Source organism: Spiribacter pallidus (assembly GCF_040838495.1).
Lineage (GTDB): Bacteria > Pseudomonadota > Gammaproteobacteria > Nitrococcales > Nitrococcaceae > Spiribacter > Spiribacter pallidus.
Map to the genome: position 1 here is coordinate 81,074 of NZ_JBAKFM010000001.1, position 15,351 is coordinate 96,424.

Here is a 15,351-nt window from a genome sequence, read left to right on the forward strand (position 1 = left end):
TCTCCTCAACCAGCCGAACCGTAGACGGGGCCACTGGCCTCCGCCGGAGGTTCGGGCAGCCATGTCAGGTCGTTGAAGCCGCGCTGAAGATAGCCGGCATCCCCCAGCTCGCCGCCATAGCCGAAATGCCGAAAGGCCATTTCGTTGTTGTAAAGCGAGACCACGGCGGTGGAGCGGACCTTCTCGAACATCTCCGAGCCGGCAATCGCCCGGACGTGCATGAACTGCCGGTCTTCGTCGAGATCCAGCCAGTCACCACCGGCCCGCTCGTTCAAATGTTCGATGCCGGCGGCCATCATGTTGCGGACATCGCCGTCCGCCGAGGCGGCGTCGAGGTCTTTGACCACCAGCGCATAGACCGCGTCCTCGAGCGTGTCGTGGGGAAAGATATGTCGGGTGAGTTTAAGGAGCACTTCGCCCTGTCGACCGGTGAGACGCTGCAGCTCGAGCGCCCAGGACTTACCCGGTGCCAGGATGGCGACCGGCAGACTGGTCATGGCGAGGGTGCCCATCAGTGTGGAGCCGGTCGCTTTGAGAAATCCGCGACGGCTGACTGAATGGTCCAGCATTGTGAATCCTCCTCCTGGTTGAACGGGCTGACGTTCTGATGCGTCATGCCTGTGGTCGACATTAAGGCGCAGGGCACAGGCATGGGTAGTAGCGCGCTACTACGTGGCTTGCATCCGCTATCAAGCGAGAGTAAACATCGGGATAAGGCATGGACGCCCGGACGGTTTCACGTCGGCCGAGATTCCAACAATTATCGATCCGGGAGGAGAGAACCCATGTGTGAGGTGTATTCGTCGACACCCACCGAGCGCTATGAATGCACAACCCGCTCGGTGCGACTGAACGGCTTTGTAACGAGCGTGCGGCTGGAAAACGAGTTCGGGACGATTCTCGAACAGCTCAGCGCGTCCCAGGACATGTCCGTGCCGCAGTTCATTTGCGAAATCCATGATGAGGTGCTGGCCCGCCGCGGTGAGGTGCGCAACCTCGCATCCTTGCTGCGCGTATGCTGCGCCCGCTTTATCGAGAACGTACAATGCCCGACAGAGTCACCAACAACCGCGCCTTGGCAGGCTACCGGCTCCTGAGGCGATACCAGTGAGGCAACCAAGCGGCAATGCATATCTCGGTTCTACAAGCCAAGATCCACCGGGCAACGGTCACCGAAGCCGACCTCGAATACGAGGGCAGCATCACGATTGACCGCACGCTCCTTGACGCGGCCGGGCTGCTGCCGTTCCAGCATGTGCATGTCTACAACATCACCAATGGGCATCGCTTCGAGACCTACATCATCGAAGGCGCGGTCGACTCCGGCGTGATCGGCATTAACGGCGCGGCCGCCCATCGGGCCGGCGTCGGCGATCGCATCATCATCGCCGCCTACGCCACAGTGGACGTCCAGACGGCCAAAGGATGGCAGCCACGGCTGGTGTTCGTGGACGAGCACAACCGGTCAAGATCCCGCGAGCGCTAGACGCGCCAGCAACCCGATGCCGGTGAGCCGGGTGGGCACATCATCGTCCCGCTCGCTCATGACGACCGGCACCCGCAGGCCTAACAACAAGCCCGCGCCCCGGGCGTCGGCGAGGTGGTGCAACTGCTTGACCAGCATACTGGCCGACTCCAGATCCGGTGCGACCAGGACATCCGCCTGCCCCGCGACGGGCGAGACAACGCCCCGGGCGCTTGCGGTGGCCGGCGATATGGCGGTATCAAAGGCCATTGGCCCATCCACGACTGCCCGAGGGATCTGCCCGCGGTCGGCCATTTTGCATACGGCGGCGGCATGCAGCGTCGAGGTCAGGCGTGGGTCGATGGCCTCAGACGATGAGAGCATCGCCACCCGCGGCGATTCCACTTGCAATGCATGGGCCAGCTCCACGGCATTGAGTACAATATCGCGTTTGGCAAAGAGATCCGGATGCACGTTGACCCGGGGGTCGGCGATGAGTAGCGGCCGTGGATAGGTCGGCACATCGAAGGCCATGACCTCGCAGGGGATCCGCTCGGTGCGCAGTCTGGCGTTATCGGCGAGCAGTGCCGTGAGCAATTCGTCAGCGGACAAGGCACCTTTAATGAGCGCCGCGACCTCGCCGGATGCTGCCATGGCGGCGCCCTTCTGCGCCGCGGCATGACTGTGGGGGACGGATACGCAAGCATATGGCCCCAAATCCACCTCCGCATCCGCAGCGGCCTGTCGAAGGCGCTCGTCGGGACCGATCAGCACCGGTTCAATGATGCCCGTTTCAGCGGCCTCGATCGCGGCGCGAAGCGGCGCCGGCTCCACGGGGTGCACCAGCGCTGTCTTAATCGGCGCCACGTAGTCCGTGTTGGCCAACAGTTCGTGCAGCCGCCCCCGCTCGGCAAGCCGCACCGTGGGCATGAGCGTGCGAGGGCGTCGGATTTTCTCGGTGGGGGCCAGCACCCGAGCCTCGCCATCCAGCACCAGCGCATCGTCCTGGTTGTGGCAGGCGCAGGCAAAGATCACCTGGTTTTTGTCGGCGATCTTGTCACGCACGGTCACGGTGACATGAACCCGGTCTCCCAGTCGCACCGGCGCATGAAAGCGCAGGGTCTGGCCCAGATAGATCGTGCCGGGCCCGGGCAGGCGCGTCCCCAACACGCTCGAGATAAGAGCACCGCCCCACATGCCATGGGCGATCTGCTCATGGAAACGGCTGCCACGCGCGTACTCTTCATCCACATGGGCGGGATTGACATCGCCGGAGATCACCGCGAAGAGCTTGATATCCTCAAGCGTGAGACGCTTGTCCACAGCGGCGGCATCACCAATGGCCAGCTCGTCGAACGTGCGATTTTCAATCAATCCGGCCTGCGCGCCATCGCTCATGCGCTATCCCCCACCGAACTCGTTGTGATGTCCGCCATCTACGTAGTGGATCCCCCCGGTGACCGCGGCGCCGGCGTCGCCGATGAGCCAGGCCGCCGTATTCCCCACCTCCTCGATGGTGACCAACCGCCGCAACGGCGCCCGCGCCGTCGCATCCGCGGCCAGGGTATCGAAGTCTTTCAGCCCGGATGCCGCCCGCGTGCGGATCGGCCCGGGTGAGATCGTATTGACCCGTATCCCGGACGGCCCAAGCTCCGAGGCCAGATACCGCGTGGTGGACTGCAACGCGGCCTTCACCGGCCCCATGAGGTTGTACTCACCCACCACCTGATCGGCGCCGTGATAGGTCATCGCCAGCAAGGCACCGCCCCGATCCATAAGCGGTTCGGCATGCCGGGCCATGCGAATGAACGAATGGCAGGAGACATCCATGGCCAGACCGAATCCTGCAGCGGAGGCGTCCGTGACCCGGCCATGCAGATCTTCCAGAGGCGCGAAAGCAATGGAATGGATGACGAAATCCAGACGCCCCCAGCGTCGCCGGGCCCGGTCGAACAAACCGGCAAGCGATGCCTCGTCTTCGACATCGCATAGACAGTACTCGGGTCGGCCCATGGCCTCGGCCAGCGGCATCACAAAGGGCTCGGACTTCTCGCTGGCGTAACTGACGATAAACGTCGCCCCCAGAGCATGAAGCGCACGGGCGCAGCCAAAGGCGATGCTATTGTCGTTGGCAAGCCCGGTGATAATGCCCACCCGGCCTGCCAGCGAGAAGGCCTTGAGCCCCAGGGGCGGGGACGGGTGGTTGGTTGGCGTATCGGTCATGCGTTCGGCCCCTCAAAAATACCCCATCCGCACTGTGACGCTGCTCTCAAGCGCCAGGCGCTCGGCATCAGCGGCGTCTAGTTCAACATGAACCACCCGCCCGCGATCCGCCGAGTCATTCGCCACCGAATCCGAGAGGGTCAAGATACGATCCACCTGCCCCGGGACGCGGACATTAGCCGCCTCGATCACTACGTCTTCGCCCAGACGGGGCAGCCGCAACAGGGTCTGAGGCAGCTCCCAGCGGACGTAGCGCCGATCTTGATCGAGTAAGCGGACCATCACTTCCCCGGGGGTGATGCTGTCGCCTTCCGATATCACACCGGCGCCGATGGTCCCTGACTGACGCGCGAGCACCCGGCGGTTCTGCCACTGGGTTGCCACTTCGGCGCGGCGGATCTGCAAGCGGCTTCGATCTTCCATGAGTTGTGCCAGCAAATCAGGCAAATTGCGCCGTTGTGCCCGGTTTTCTTCCAGACGGGCGCGGGCATCGCTGTATTCGCGTTGAAGCCCGGCGCGGGTGAGTAGATCCACGGCCCCCGGGGTACGGTCCGTTCGCGCCAGCGCGTCGCGGAGTTCTTCCATACGACGCCGAAGCGTGGGCTCCATGCGCCGTGCGACCATGAGTTCACGGCGCACCGCATCGATGTCCTGTGCACGGTCGGCGATGGCCGCATCGATATCGCGCAGGGCCTCCCCCCGGCCGGCGCGGTTTAACGTCACCAGCAAGGCCCCCGGATAGACCCGCTGACCGGGCCGCACATGCACCAACCGGACATCGGCCACAAAAGGCACCGATACGTCCCGTACCGGAGCGGTGACAACGCCGGGGCCTTCTAGCACCAGGTAGGGCCGGCCAAAAAAATACAGGGCGTAGCCGATCACAGCGAGTACCATCAGCGAGTAGATCGTCCGGGCGAATCGCCCGGAGGTCTGATAGCGCTGATCGTTGTGATCGACCTTCTCGCCCGAGTGCAGAATCCGCATCAGTGCCGTCCATTCAGCCGCTGTCGGACCCTTGCCGGCAGATAGCCATCATGGACCGAGGCATGGCCGATTGCCTCGCTGACATAGGCGTAGAGCCGGACGAGTTTCATCAGAATACCCTGATAGAAGGGAAACACCGGCAGCAGTAACACCTGGAAAATCGGCACCGGGCCGCGAGCCCCGATCAAAACCGGCGCCAGGGTTACCGCCGCGATCATAACCAAAAAGAGATACCCCCCCGCGAGGAACGCCGGCAACTGCTCACCGGGCACGCGGGTGAGGATGGGCAGGAAAAGCGGCATCAGCAGCGTTGGCACCAGCGTGAAGAGCACATAGTCATAGCGCTGGAGTGTATTGGCGAGCGGCTCGCCAGCGCCCTGTTTACGCAATTGGTGAAACTGCAGGATCTGAATACGAAAGGCATCCCGGTCCCAGCGGAGCCGCTGCCGGATCAAGCCCGGCAATGTCTCCGGGGCGTTGGTGTACGCCCAGGCCGCCGCCTCGAAATGCACCTCGTGGCCGGCTCGACGAAGCCGCAACGTGGTGGCGAGATCCTCACCGGAGCCGGACGAAAAACCACCGGTTGCGGCGAAAGTGGCAGTTCGATACAGGGTCAAGGCGCCGGAACAGCAGGCCACCGCACCAAAGGTATCGGCAAACTCGCGGCCAAAGTCGATGGCCGTCATGTATTCGAGCTGCTGCAGCCCGGTCCAGAGACTCGCCGCGTGGTTGGCCACCATGATATTGCCCGAGCAGGCCGCGGTGGCGGGCCGGTCTGCCATTCGCGCCCGCAGCGCGGCAATGGCCTCCGGGTCAAGCCGGGTGTCGCAGTCGATGAATAGCACATAGTCGCTTTGCACATACTGCAGCGCAATATTGCCCGCGGTGGCGCGCCCCATGCGCCGATCGTTAACGACCAGCATGTCGATATCGCCGCGGTCCCGTAGCGCCGAGAGCACCGCCACAGACCGATCCGTCGAGCCGTCGCATACGACGATAACCCGTTCCGGCGACAGGCGCTGGCGGCGGAGACTCGCCAAAGAGACGAGCACACCTTCGGCGTTATTAAAAGACGGGATGACCACCGTAACGTCGCTTATCCCGCTCTGAGCGGATACCAGTCCGCTTGGCGTCTCGCGCACCGACCGGCGCAGGCGGCTTAACCCGAGGCCGGTGATCGAGAGCAGATCCCGTGGAATATCGAAGATGAAGACCGTTGCGACCGTCGCAAGGGGACTCGCGCCAAGGAATACAGCGAGCCAGTGGACAATCTCACCCATCGCCATCGACCCTGCGGTACTGCCACAACCGGTGGAATTGCACGTCCTGTAGGTCATGCGCTTTGTGGCATTGCAGACACAGCAGTTGCAACGCCGGCTCCGGCGATTCGGCATTGCAGTCGATGCATCGGTAGGTCTCGCCCACGGGCTCGCTGGCCTGGGGATCCCGGGCCAGCGAGGCGTGACACTTTGGGCACTCGCCAACCGCCTCAATGCCGTCGGGAGCCGGAAAAATCCCGGCACAGGGGATATGGTGATAGAGGGACACCGTCACCAAATTGGCTGACTCGCACCGGGCACAGCGCTCGTCAATGATGCACTGGTGACACCGACAGACAGGGCAACGCGCGCACCGATGCCGGACCATCGATGTCGCCCGGCCTTCGCGCACAAGCGCGTCCAGTGCCCCGACATCGCGCCCCACGCCATACATCCGCTCGGCCGGCACCGCAAGGTCGGGCTCCAGCCAGTCGTCGTTCGGCAGGGCTTCGAGCAACATCGCGGCGGCAGTGCGTCCATCAGTCATCATCGCCGCCATTGCGCCACTGTCTCAGGAACTGACCATTGAGGTAGATCTCGGTACCCACCCCATTGGTGATCCGGTTGCCGTCCCGGGTGAAGACACAGCTCTCGGTGGACGAGCGAGTGCAGCCGAACGCGCGTGCATCGAGTCGAAAACGCTGGGCACCGAGGATCGTGCGATCAAGATTGCGCCCGGCCATCAGGCCGAGGGACGCCTGCGCATTGGCAACCAAATCCCGTGGACTCAAAAACCTCGCCACCTGCGTCTCCGACAAGCCGCTAAGGTTGGCTAACGCCTCCAGCCCCGCGTCTGTGAACGTCTCGGCATCCAGCAGCACCTCCCCCACGGCCTCGAACCAGCCCTCAACCAACGCATGGCCGAGCCGCGGCTTACGGTCGATCAACGCCCCATCCACCATAACCCCACCGATCAGTTCGCCGCCCAGCGAGCGGCTCGTGCTAATCGAACGGAATTCGGGCAATACCTGCAGCTGACCGAGCACTGGCGCGCCCACCACCATAGTATTGATCTCGCCACGAATGGCCCGCTCCAACAGTCGGGGCGCGGGGGTATCGACCAGTTTGACATCGCCCATGTCCAAGCCGGCCCGCTCGAGGACGCGGAATAACAGATAGTGGCTCGCGGTGTTGAGCGGCAGGTGGATCGTCTGGCCGCGGAGATCCCGCGGATGGCGGACCGTCCGGCTGATAAGCCCGTGAGCGCCGCGGGAGAAGTCAGTGACCACAACCACGTGAGTATCCCGTGGCTCGGCCTCCACCGTCCCGATCATCGTGCTGAGTGTGCTCGTGACGGCATCGATGTCGCGCCGGCCGTAGGCGGCCACGGCATCCGCTTCGTTGGCGAACCGAATAATATCGATCCGCACGTCGTGCCGCCGCTCAATCGCACGAAGCGTCCCTGCCCGTTCGGCGATACTCCAGGGCAGTCGGCCCATGTCACTCGTCGTGCCTAGTTGGAGGACCTCGACGTCATCCGGGCGACTGGCCGGGTCGGCCGCTCGGGGTTGCCCCGTCTCTTCGCAAGCAATGAGCAGCACCGATCCAAGCAGCGATAAAACAGGGCCTCGCTTTCGCATACCCCACGGACCGTCCGTGTCACCCAACCGTTCCGAATTGTCACCCTACCGCATGGGGGCGCAATCCGTTCTCTGCCGATTCTGCCACCGCATCGCTCACCTGTTCGGCGGTGATCGCCGACAGCGTCCAGCCCAGATGCCCGTGGCCCGTATTGTAGAAAACCCCGGGCCGCCGACCGGCCCCGACCCGCGGCATCATATCCGGCATCATCGGCCGCAACCCGCTCCAGGGCACCGCGCGTCGGGTGCTCACGCCCGGAAAGCACTGCTCCACCCAGTCGACGATCGGTTGGATGCGGTCGTTGCGAATGTCCCGATTGAAACCGTTGAATTCGGCTGTACCGGCCACCCGAAATCGATCCACGCCCAGGCGACTCGCGACCAGTTTGGTCTCATCATCGAGCAGGCTCACCCAGGGCGCTGCCGACTGTGATGCCTCGTCATCGAGATGGACGGTAATGGAATAGCCCTTGACGGGGTAGACATTCACACGATCGCCAAGTCGACTGGCCATCCAGCGGCTTGCCGTCCCGGCGCAAATCACCGTACCTTCAAAGCGCTCGCGCCCGGCACCGGCGTCAATCCACACGCCGTCTCCATCGCAACCCAGATCCTGGATCGTCGTTTCATACCGCATCTGCCCGCCGCGGCGCTCAACCGCCTGAGCGAGGCCGTAGGTGAACTTGTGGATATCGCCGGTGGCGTCGGATTCGGTGTAGAACCCGCCGTAGAAATCACCCTTGAGATTGGGCTCCAGCGCACGCATTTCATCCGGCGTTACCGCCCGACGCTCGAGGCCGCCGCGGGCAAGCAGTCGGGTCACCTCGGCGGCGTGATCAAAGCCGGCTTTGTCCCGGTAGACATGGAGGATGCCGCGTTTTTCGAGGTCGAAATCGATCTGCTCGTCCTTCGCCCACTGGAAAAGATAATCCCGTGCGGCGATGGCAAGACGGGCCGTCTCGCTGGTGTTGCGCTCGTAGCGGCGAATGGCTGCGATGAATTCTGCAAACCAGCTTAGCTTGTGCCAGGTGGGTTTCGGATTGACCAGCAGCGGGGCATTGGCCCGGAACATCCACTTAAGCCCCTTTTTAATGATGGGCCAGTGGTTCCAGACTTCGGCGTTGGAGGCGGAGAGCTGCCCGCCATTGGCAAAGGAGGTTTCCATGGCGGCGTAGCGCTGCCGCTCGAAAACCGTGACCTCAAATCCTCGGTTAAGCAGCGCGTAGGCGGTGGTTATTCCGGTCACGCCACCGCCGATAACGGCGATTTTCTGCATCAGACTGTCTCCCGATCGGCTCCAGTGCACTTGCCATCGCCATGGCGATGACCCGTACCCCTTCCGTCCTGGTGCCTGAGAGATTCACGGCCGGGCAACGCCCTCTGCCGTTTGCTCCTTCGGCGAGCCCACGCCCGGGGGCGCGGCTGCTTTTCGGAATCGATGCCGCGACAGCGGTCCGGTGGCCTGAGAGATTCCGGGGTCGTTGCTCCTTCGGCGCCGCCACAGTTCGATCGACTGCGCGGACTCTCCCGCTGACGCTAGCTAGGAGTTTCCAGACTTTGGCACGGCATTGCAATCACCGACGTCCGATAGCTTTAACCCTTTCCTCCGACGCGCGCCGTCGCCTTGGACGATAGGCTAGTGATGGGCAAACCAAGGAAAGTCCACGGATGGATGGGCCCAGGCAGGGACTGGTGTCGGTGCGGCTGCAGCCCGTACCGACACCGCCATTTTCAGCGACAATCAGGCCGGTCCGGTCAGGGTCGTGAAGGCCGACGTCACTACCAGAACAGCGCCAATCAAGGCACCCTCAATCAACAGCGAGCGCTGCATACGGCGACCCGCCTTCGATTCGCCGCGTTGCAGGGCCGGTGTCAGACGACGCTTATTAACCGCCGCCGCTGCCATGACTAGAACAAAAATCCCAAGCTTGAGGGCGAAAAGCTGTTCATAGGGGGTTGTCGTCGCCGCCAGGGGATTCCCCAGAATACGAGTAAGGGTCGCGGCACCCGTAATGACGAGCAGCCCGACCGCCACCATCGCTCGCCGGCCAAAGACCTCTCCGATCGCGCCGGCAACCTGCGGCTGAGTTCCGGATAATCGATAAAGCGGCGGGAAAACCCCCAGCCAGAATCCCAGACACAACAGATGCGTCAGTAATAGGACCTGGAACCAATCATTCGACAGAGCGGCTACATGTCCAGTCATCGTGAAGGCGGCACAAAATAAAACGGCACCCGCAAGGCCTGCGACCGCTGCCGTCCGCCCCGGCAAACCTGCGATCATCACAAGCATGAGACCGGCGCTTTTGCCTGCCATGGCCAAGCCATTGGGCCCGTCGAGCACGAATCCCCAAAGCGCCGGATCAAAGAAGGCCTGCCATTGCCCCCCCGCCAGAAAAACGGCCTCGAGGCCGATCAACGCCCAGGCAAGCACCAGCGCCAACAGCGCTATCCCAGCCCCGCGTGACCGCATCACAAGCTCTTCATCAGCGGGAATCTCGTGGATGAGCCACAGGCAGAAAAGCTGACCGGCCGCCACAATCCCGCTCGCGTACGCCAGGGCCTTAACGGCGACAATGCTCGCTTCAATCAGCGTCAACGCGAAATTCCATCTCGGCGGCCATACTATGACCGTCTTCGGACAACCCGCGCCAGCTCAAGCTGTAATCCCCGGGGCCGAGGGCCGGCAGATCCACGACCAACTGCTCGGCGGGATCGCGGCCTGCGTTTGCGCTCACATCAAATGTCTCGCCCCGTGCCGCGGTGAGTTCGACACTGATCACGCGCATCGGGGCGTCGAACTGCACCGTTACCTGATCCGGTGCCCTGCCAAGCACCGCGCCGTTGGGTGGCTCGCTTTGCACCGTTTGTGAATGCGCCCCGGCCGTCGAGCTGCCCCCTATGGCGGCCCAAAGGAGCAGCGCCGCCGCGGCGGCCGTTATACCGTTATATCGTTCCATTATTTCTAACCAGCTTTTCAATCGCTGACACTATTACAGAATTCACGCCCAGGATAAATCGTATGGACCGCCGACGCTGGCTGCTTGTGCCCTTTTTGTTGCTCGTCATGGGCATTGCCAACGCCCAGAGCGAGCCCACGCGCCTTGAGGTTGGCTATATGCCGATCCTGCCGGTGGCGCAGCTTTTTGTGCTCGAAAACGCCGGCTGGGCCGATGGGGCGGACCTGGCCCTTGAGCTGACGCGGTTTAGCAGCGGCCCGGCGATGGTCCAGGCGATGGCCTCGGGTGAACTGGATGTCATGTATTTTGGCATCGGCCCGGCGATGGTCGCGCGTTCCCGCGGCATGCCCGTCACGGTACTGGCATCGAGCATTCGCGAGCAGATCGGGTTGGTGGCCCGGGGCGAACTGGCCACCGCCTTTGACCGGGCGGATGGCGATGCCGCCGAAGCGATCGCCGCATTCACCCGCGAGACCGGCGAACGACCACGCATCGCCACCTTCCCCCAGGGATCGGTCCCGGATACGGTGTTGCGGCACTGGCTCATTGAGCAACTTGGCATCGGCACCGACGCGGTGGAGATCGTCTCGATGGGGGCTGATCGGGTCCAGCAGGCCCTCCTTGCCCGGGCCGTCGACGGTGCGTCCATCCTCGAGCCCATCCTCACCACGGTCCGTGACCGGCTGCCCGGCGCCCGCGTGGTCGCTCGTGCCCCGGAAATGCTGCCCGGGCAACCCGGCGCGGTTCTGGCGGCGCGGGAGCAGGTGCTGGCCGATCACCCAGATGCGCTGCAACGACTGGTCGAGCTGCATGTGCGCGCCACGACCATGCTCGAGAACGAGCCCGTCGCGGCGGCACCCCATGTCCGGGAATTTGTGGGCAAGCGGCTGATTCCACTCGAAACGGTCGAGGCCGCCTTGCAATCGCCGGCCTCCAACTACGCGGCCGACCCGCACGGCATCCGCGAGGGGACCCAGCGCATGCACGATTTCCAGATCGGACAAGGGAGCCTGACCCAGGCCGTTGATCTGGACGCGCTTTTCGAAACCCGCCTCTACGACCAGGTGGACGCAGCAGAATGAGCCGCCGACGCAGTCTCTTCGCCAGCGCCGCCGGGCTGATCGGGTTCCTTCTGCTCTGGGAGGCCACCCTGCGCTCGGGGTTTCTACCTGGTACCCTGGTACCACTCCCGTCGAGTATCCCCGGCGTACTGGCGGCGGAAATCCGCGATGGCATCTGGCAGACCATGGTGCTGTCGAGCTTCCGCCACTACGCGATCGGACTGGCCCTGGGATCGAGCCTGGGCATTGTCGTGGGGGTCGCCGCCGCCTTGTTGCCCTCGTTCAACGCGCTCCATGCCTGGCTTGCGCGACTGCTCCGGCCCATCCCGCCATTGGCATGGATCCCCTTTGCCATTATCTGGTTTGGCATCACCCCCACCGCCGCTGCGTTCATTATCAGCATCGGCGTTTTCTGGATTAACTACTTCGCGAGCTATAGCGCTGTCGAGGCCATCGACCCGGGCTTCAATGAGGTCGCCGCTGCGTTCGGCCAGAGCCGGGTCGACCGGCAGCTGTTGAAGGTCACCCTGCCGGCCGCCGCGCCGGGCATCCTTGGCGGACTGCGCGCCGGGCTGGGGCAGGGCTGGATGACGGTTGTCGCAGCCGAGCTCTTTGGCATCACGGGCATCGGGCAACGCATGATGGAGGCCTCCAGCCTGCTTGCGACCGACATCGTCGTGGTCTACATGCTCACCATCGCCGGGCTGTACGCCGCCATCGATGCGATCTTTATGATGGTACAGCGCTATCTGCTTCGGTGGCAGCCATCATGAACACGGCCTCCGCAGTACTGACCGCCAACGCCCTCAGCGTGGGTTTTGATCGCACACCGGTGCTGACTGATGTGAGCTTCGCGCTGCAGCGGCAAAAGCTCATTAGCGTGGTGGGCGCTTCCGGCGCGGGTAAATCCACCCTGCTCCGGGGTCTGGCGGGTCTGCTCCCTCCGCTCGCCGGATCGGTCACCCTCGCGCCCCAGACCGATCCCGGCGCCCGGGCCTGGTCGATGGTGTTTCAGGCACCGCGGCTTTTTCCGTGGCGGCGGGTGCGCGCCAACGTCGAACTGGGCCTGGAGGGCCTTGGCCTGAGCGCCGGTGAGCGCCGGCTGTGCGCCGAGCGCTATTTGCAACAGGTGGATCTGCTGGCCTGTGGCGATCGCTTTCCCCACCAACTCTCCGGCGGGCAGCAGCAGCGGGTTGGCCTGGCACGGGCCCTCGCCGTGGAGCCCCGGGTGCTTTTCATGGATGAGCCCTTCTCGGCCCTCGATGCGATCACCCGCCGACGGCTGCAGCAAAACCTCATCCAGTTGCGCCAGCACACCCCGGCGGCCATCGTCTTTGTCACCCATGACATCGAAGAGGCGGTCCTGCTCAGTGACCGGGTGCTGGTACTGGGCGCCGATTCAGGGGGTCCGGCACGGATTCGCGGCGATATCGCCGTCGACCTGCCAAGCGAAGACCGGCGGAATGCCAGCGGCTTTCGATCCATCGTGCGGGCGGTGGAGGGCATGATCCGCACAACGCCGCACAGCACCGACCATACCGACGAGGATCCCCGTGATGCTGCGAGTGGTTTTCCACGCGCCCACGCCTGAGGCGTTGGATCGCGCCCGACGCAATCTGCTCAATTTCCGCGTTGCCGACCCGGAGGCCGAACTGGTCATCATTGCCAATGCCGGGGCGGTCAGCGCGGCGCTGGCCAATCCGGACCCGGATACCGACGCCGCCTTGCTGGTGTGCCGGCGGACACTCGCCAACGCGGGCATCACCAACCAGCGCCAGTTGGCCGAGACCGATTCGGCGGTGGTCGAGATCGCCCGTCGTCAGGCCAAAGGCTGGCAGTACATCCGCAGCTGACAGTGGGCGTTGTAGCCGCCACACTGGGGTGATGAAAGAAGCATCCATTGCCATTGTCGGCGCCGGGCTCGCGGGCCTGACCGCCGCGCGGGTTTTTCATGAGGCGGGCCTGGACCCCCTGGTGCTGGAGGCGAGCCCGAGAATCGGCGGTCGTATCGAAAGCCTTCAGGGCGAAGATGGCAGTTATCTGGGTGACCTGGGGCCAAACTGGGTCTGGCCGCCTTTCCAGCCCGTGGTCCAGCACTGGCTGGATCGACTGTCGCTGCCGGTGTTCGATCAATATGAGCGCGGCGACGCCATTCTTGATGGCTTTGCGCCACAACCGATGCAGCAGCCACTCCCCGGTCAATATGGCATCGCCCGGCTGGTGGGCGGGCAGGCCCAGTTCATCCAGGCCATGGCCAAGCCACTTCCCGACACGGCGATCCAGACGGATCAGCCCGTCACGCAGGTCACGGCCCGATCGGATGGCAGGCTGGCGGTTCACGTCAATCACGCGCCTGCCATCTGTGCTCAGCGGGTGGTGATGGCCGCGCCGCTTCGCGTCATCCACGAGCGGATCGCATTACCCGACCATCTGGATCCGACGCTGGACCAGGCTCTGCGGACCACCCCGACCTGGATGGCGGCCCAGGCCAAGGCGGTCATCCGCTATCGCGAGCCCTTCTGGCGAGGCCGGGGGTTGTCCGGCCGCATCGCCAGTCGCACCGGTCCCTTATTCGAGGTCCATGACCACACCACCAGCGGCGGAGCGCCGGCCCTTTTCGGCTTTGTCGCCACCCCTTACGAGGCGCGCGAACCGGAAGCACTGCGAAGGGCGATTGTTGCACAACTACAACGCTGCTTTGGCCAATCGGCGGCGCATCCCCTTTCAGTGACCCTCCGTGACTGGGCGACGGACCCCTGGATCTGCGCCCGAGCGGATCTGACCGGGCCCATGGAGCATCCCCGCGTCGCCCCTGATGTGCTTCGGCAGGGGCATCTCGATGACAGGCTCTGGTTTTGTGCAGCCGAGACCGCCACACAGAGCCCGGGGCTTATCGAAGGGGCGCTTGCCGCCGGCGAGGCGACGGCCCGAGCCGTTCTAAAACTCGACCCGCGTGCACGGATCCACCATGAGGCGTCGTAACTTCTCCCGCACCATCGGCATCGACTACTCCGGCGCTGCCACCCCGGAGAAAGGCCTGACCGGACTGCGGGTCTATTGCGCCGGTATTGATGGCGCGCCGCAGGAGATCCGGCCGTTCGATGACCCGCGCCGGCACTGGTCAAGGCGATCCCTGGCCGCCTGGCTGGCGCAGACGCTGCAGACCCCCGAGCCGACCCTGGTGGGTATTGATCATGGCTTTGGCTTTCCCCGGGCCTGGTTTCAGGCCCACGATGTCGCCCCGGACTGGGAGGCGTTTCTCGCCGACTTACCCGCCGACTACCCCACCGATCAGGCCGGGGTCAGCGTCGAGGCGGTGCGCCGGGGTCGGATCGGCCATGGCGCGCGTCGGCCGGGCAATGCGCGCTGGCGGCGGGCCGCCGAGGAACGCGTCGGCGCCAAATCGGTATTCCACTTTGATGTCCCCGGCTCGGTGGCCAAGTCCACCCATGCCGGTCTGCCATGGCTGGCCCGGCTGCGCCACACCCCCGGCCTGAACCTCCACATCTGGCCTTTCGACGGCTGGCAGATCCCGCCCGGATGCTCCGCCGTCGCCGAGATCTACCCCAGCCTGTGGAGCGCCAACTATCCCCGCGGTTCCCGGACCCCAGATCAGCATGATGCTTATGTGGTGGCGGCCGGACTCGCCGCCGCCGATGGCAACGGCGAGCTCGGCGCCCTGCTGCAACCGAGCCTGGATACCACGACCCGGCAACGCGCGCAGCTGGAGGGCTGGATCCTGGGCGTCGGCTAGGC

Annotated in this window: 18 protein-coding genes and 1 riboswitch; of the genes, 8 read left to right on the plus strand and 10 right to left on the minus strand. The window is 64.3% G+C overall.

Annotated elements, in window-relative coordinates; all coding sequences use genetic code 11:
• Nucleotides 1–5 precede the first annotated feature (5 nt).
• Nucleotides 6–569 carry a twin-arginine translocation signal domain-containing protein gene (locus tag V6X73_RS00395; RefSeq protein ID WP_367958301.1) on the minus strand — a complete coding sequence of 188 codons (564 nt, stop codon included), beginning with the start codon at nucleotides 567–569 and terminating at the stop codon, nucleotides 6–8.
• 216 nt (nucleotides 570–785) lie between these two features.
• On the opposite strand from V6X73_RS00395, the gene V6X73_RS00400 reads away from it, so the two are divergent.
• The gene (locus V6X73_RS00400) at nucleotides 786–1,097 is read left to right on the plus strand and encodes a ribbon-helix-helix domain-containing protein (RefSeq protein ID WP_367958300.1); all 312 of its coding nucleotides are present in this window, start codon (nucleotides 786–788) and stop codon (nucleotides 1,095–1,097) included.
• A gap of 29 nt (nucleotides 1,098–1,126) precedes the next feature.
• A complete protein-coding gene (panD, locus tag V6X73_RS00405; RefSeq protein WP_367958299.1) occupies nucleotides 1,127–1,486 on the plus strand; it encodes an aspartate 1-decarboxylase in 360 nt (119 codons plus the stop codon).
• Here the strand turns inward: panD and V6X73_RS00410 are convergent.
• The 9 genes from V6X73_RS00410 to V6X73_RS00450 form a co-directional block, all read right to left on the minus strand.
• Nucleotides 1,466–2,863, minus strand: a complete 1,398-nt coding sequence (locus tag V6X73_RS00410; RefSeq protein ID WP_367958298.1) for a bifunctional enoyl-CoA hydratase/phosphate acetyltransferase — start codon at nucleotides 2,861–2,863, stop codon at nucleotides 1,466–1,468. The two genes, panD and V6X73_RS00410, sit on opposite strands and share 21 nt — an antisense overlap.
• Nucleotides 2,864–2,866: 3 nt before the next feature.
• Nucleotides 2,867–3,688: an enoyl-ACP reductase FabI gene (gene fabI, locus V6X73_RS00415; protein ID WP_367958297.1), complete on the minus strand. Its 822-nt coding sequence runs from the start codon at nucleotides 3,686–3,688 to the stop codon at nucleotides 2,867–2,869.
• Nucleotides 3,689–3,700: 12 nt separating this feature from the next.
• Nucleotides 3,701–4,675 carry an HlyD family secretion protein gene (locus V6X73_RS00420; RefSeq protein WP_367958296.1) on the minus strand — a complete coding sequence of 325 codons (975 nt, stop codon included), beginning with the start codon at nucleotides 4,673–4,675 and terminating at the stop codon, nucleotides 3,701–3,703.
• The gene (locus tag V6X73_RS00425; protein ID WP_367958295.1) at nucleotides 4,675–5,955 is read right to left on the minus strand and encodes a glycosyltransferase family 2 protein; all 1,281 of its coding nucleotides are present in this window, start codon (nucleotides 5,953–5,955) and stop codon (nucleotides 4,675–4,677) included. The genes V6X73_RS00420 and V6X73_RS00425 overlap by 1 nt, the downstream gene beginning before the upstream one ends.
• Nucleotides 5,948–6,481, minus strand: coding sequence for a TackOD1 domain-containing metal-binding protein (locus tag V6X73_RS00430; RefSeq protein ID WP_367958294.1), 534 nt, complete (start codon nucleotides 6,479–6,481; stop codon nucleotides 5,948–5,950). The genes V6X73_RS00425 and V6X73_RS00430 overlap by 8 nt, the downstream gene beginning before the upstream one ends.
• Nucleotides 6,474–7,535 carry an ABC transporter substrate-binding protein gene (locus V6X73_RS00435; protein ID WP_367958293.1) on the minus strand — a complete coding sequence of 354 codons (1,062 nt, stop codon included), beginning with the start codon at nucleotides 7,533–7,535 and terminating at the stop codon, nucleotides 6,474–6,476. Before V6X73_RS00435 ends, V6X73_RS00430 begins: the two co-directional genes overlap by 8 nt.
• A gap of 79 nt (nucleotides 7,536–7,614) precedes the next feature.
• On the minus strand, nucleotides 7,615–8,850 hold the full coding sequence (locus tag V6X73_RS00440) for a D-amino acid dehydrogenase (protein WP_367958292.1): 1,236 nt from the start codon (nucleotides 8,848–8,850) through the stop codon (nucleotides 7,615–7,617).
• A gap of 164 nt (nucleotides 8,851–9,014) precedes the next feature.
• Nucleotides 9,015–9,114: riboswitch (glycine riboswitch) on the minus strand.
• 201 nt (nucleotides 9,115–9,315) lie between these two features.
• Nucleotides 9,316–10,173 carry a copper resistance D family protein gene (locus tag V6X73_RS00445; protein WP_367958291.1) on the minus strand — a complete coding sequence of 286 codons (858 nt, stop codon included), beginning with the start codon at nucleotides 10,171–10,173 and terminating at the stop codon, nucleotides 9,316–9,318.
• On the minus strand, nucleotides 10,160–10,534 hold the full coding sequence (locus V6X73_RS00450; RefSeq protein ID WP_367958290.1) for a copper resistance CopC family protein: 375 nt from the start codon (nucleotides 10,532–10,534) through the stop codon (nucleotides 10,160–10,162). The genes V6X73_RS00445 and V6X73_RS00450 overlap by 14 nt, the downstream gene beginning before the upstream one ends.
• Before the next feature lie 62 nt (nucleotides 10,535–10,596).
• On the opposite strand from V6X73_RS00450, the gene V6X73_RS00455 reads away from it, so the two are divergent.
• Genes V6X73_RS00455 through V6X73_RS00480 form a run of 6 tightly spaced genes read left to right on the plus strand, consistent with a single transcriptional unit; the run spans nucleotide 10,597 to nucleotide 15,349 of the window.
• Nucleotides 10,597–11,616 (plus strand): ABC transporter substrate-binding protein, encoded by a 1,020-nt coding sequence (locus V6X73_RS00455; RefSeq protein WP_367958289.1) that lies wholly within the window; start codon nucleotides 10,597–10,599, stop codon nucleotides 11,614–11,616.
• On the plus strand, nucleotides 11,613–12,368 hold the full coding sequence (locus tag V6X73_RS00460; RefSeq protein ID WP_367958288.1) for an ABC transporter permease: 756 nt from the start codon (nucleotides 11,613–11,615) through the stop codon (nucleotides 12,366–12,368). The genes V6X73_RS00455 and V6X73_RS00460 overlap by 4 nt, the downstream gene beginning before the upstream one ends.
• Complete coding sequence (locus V6X73_RS00465; protein ID WP_367958287.1) at nucleotides 12,365–13,186, plus strand: ABC transporter ATP-binding protein; 822 nt, start codon at nucleotides 12,365–12,367, stop codon at nucleotides 13,184–13,186. Before V6X73_RS00460 ends, V6X73_RS00465 begins: the two co-directional genes overlap by 4 nt.
• Nucleotides 13,152–13,448 (plus strand): DsrE family protein, encoded by a 297-nt coding sequence (locus tag V6X73_RS00470; RefSeq protein WP_367958286.1) that lies wholly within the window; start codon nucleotides 13,152–13,154, stop codon nucleotides 13,446–13,448. Before V6X73_RS00465 ends, V6X73_RS00470 begins: the two co-directional genes overlap by 35 nt.
• Before the next feature lie 31 nt (nucleotides 13,449–13,479).
• On the plus strand, nucleotides 13,480–14,577 hold the full coding sequence (locus V6X73_RS00475) for a flavin monoamine oxidase family protein (protein ID WP_367958285.1): 1,098 nt from the start codon (nucleotides 13,480–13,482) through the stop codon (nucleotides 14,575–14,577).
• Nucleotides 14,564–15,349 carry a hypothetical protein gene (locus V6X73_RS00480; RefSeq protein WP_367958284.1) on the plus strand — a complete coding sequence of 262 codons (786 nt, stop codon included), beginning with the start codon at nucleotides 14,564–14,566 and terminating at the stop codon, nucleotides 15,347–15,349. Before V6X73_RS00475 ends, V6X73_RS00480 begins: the two co-directional genes overlap by 14 nt.
• The last annotated feature ends 2 nt before the right edge of the window (nucleotides 15,350–15,351 follow it).